This is a genomic window from Nocardia sp. NRRL WC-3656, from assembly GCF_000720265.1.
GTDB classification, from domain to species: domain Bacteria; phylum Actinomycetota; class Actinomycetes; order Mycobacteriales; family Mycobacteriaceae; genus Nocardia; species Nocardia nova.
Genome location: NZ_JOJF01000125.1, coordinates 1 through 373, shown reverse-complemented (window position 1 = coordinate 373; position 373 = coordinate 1). Strand labels below are relative to the sequence as shown.

Sequence of the window (373 nt, the reverse complement as noted above, 5' to 3'; positions counted from 1 at the left end):
ACGGTACTAGTCCGCTATCGGTCACCAGGGAGTATTCAGGCTTACCGGGTGGTCCCGGCAGATTCACAGCAGATTTCACGGGCCCGCTGCTACTCGGGTATCAATCACACAAGCCGTCGCGTTTTCGCTTACCGGACTCTCACCGTCTACGGTTGGCCGTCCCAGACCAATTCAGCTAACACAACGGTTTCTGACTTGCGCTCCTCACGGCAGTGAGAAGAAGAAAGACCCCACAACCCCGCATAGACAACGACTGCCGTCTATCACATCTACACGGTTTAGCCTCTTCCGCTTTCGCTCGCCACTACTCACGGAATCACTATTGTTTTCTCTTCCTGTGGGTACTGAGATGTTTCACTTCCCCACGTTCCCT

General features: G+C 54.2%; 1 rRNA gene. It reads right to left on the bottom strand.

Features of this window, described 5'->3' with window-relative positions:
* A 23S ribosomal RNA gene (locus IG65_RS0134140) occupies positions 1 to 373 on the bottom strand; the annotation flags it as partial.